This is a genomic window from Streptomyces africanus (assembly GCF_002150735.1).
GTDB classification, from domain to species: Bacteria; Actinomycetota; Actinomycetes; order Streptomycetales; family Streptomycetaceae; genus Streptomyces; species Streptomyces africanus.
Genome location: NZ_MUKA01000492.1, coordinates 352 through 1,385 on the forward strand (window position 1 = coordinate 352; position 1,034 = coordinate 1,385).

Annotated in this window: 2 protein-coding genes; both read right to left on the bottom strand. The window is 70.8% G+C overall.

From position 1 onward, the window contains the following. Positions 1-82: 82 nt before the first annotated feature. Complete coding sequence (locus tag CCL05_RS40570) at positions 83-613, bottom strand: hypothetical protein (protein ID WP_086565590.1); 531 nt, start codon at positions 611-613, stop codon at positions 83-85. A 35-nt stretch (positions 614-648) separates the two neighbouring features. Next, on the bottom strand, positions 649-1,034 hold a 386-nt coding region (locus CCL05_RS40575), incomplete at its 5' end, for a GNAT family N-acetyltransferase (RefSeq protein WP_086565591.1).

The following is a 1,034-nucleotide window of genomic DNA, read 5'->3' on the forward strand; positions in this document are numbered from 1 at the left end:
GGCCTTAGACACGGCTGAGGGGCCTCAGGGACTCCGTAAGGTGCTCACGGATTCCCTAAGACCCCTCAGGACCTGCGGTGACTCAGCCCGCCGACGGCAGGGAGAGCAGGATGCCGGTGTACTTGAGGACCGCCAGGAACAGGCCGATCACGCCGAGCGCGACACCCGCCCAGGCGACCGACTTGATCCAGGGGGCCTGGATCCTGCCGGGGGTGCCGAAGGCCGGCCGGGCCAGTACGACGACGCCGACGATCAGCGCCGTCACCGCGAACAGGCCGCCCCACAGAGCGGTGGTCTGCCAGGCGTCGCCGTAGACCGCCTGGATCTGCTTGGCCACGCCCGCGTTCTGCGCCGTCTCCAGCTGGCCGATGAGGTTCTGCCGTGCGGCAGCCACCGTGCCGAGCCAGCTGCCGGTGAGCGAGACGACGCCCAGCGCGGCGGAGACCACGGCGCCGGCGCCCTGGCCGACGCCGGAGGGGCCCTCCTCCTTGGCCTCGGCGGTCTCGGCCGGGACCTCGGTCCGGGTCACCTCGTCGGACTTGGTGGTGTCCACCGCCTTCTCGTCGGTCGTGGCCTCGGTGGCCTCGGTCTCGTCCACTGCTTTCGTTGCCATGTGTCGCACCGTAGGGTCGCTGTCTGAGAAGTCTCTTAATGATCGCCGTGAGCGGCACGCGCGCGTGCGGCGCGCCACTCGGGCGCCAGCACCGACCAGACTTCGAGATCGTGCCGTACGCCACCATAGGGGTGCGCCTCGCGTCGCACACCGTCACGGGCCATGCCGAGACGCCGTGCCACGTTCAGACTCGGCTGATTGCCCGAGGCGGCGACCCACTCGATCCGGTGAATGCCGCGCTCGTCGACCGCCCAGTCGATCAGGACGCGCATCGCCCGGGTGACCAGTCCCTGCCCGGTCCCGGCGGGCTCCAGCCAGCAGCCGACCTCGCAGTTGCCGCTCGCGGCGTCGAAGTTCAGGAACAGCACGCCGCCCACCAGCGTCCCCTCCAGCCACAGGCCGTGCAGGGACCCCGTGTCGG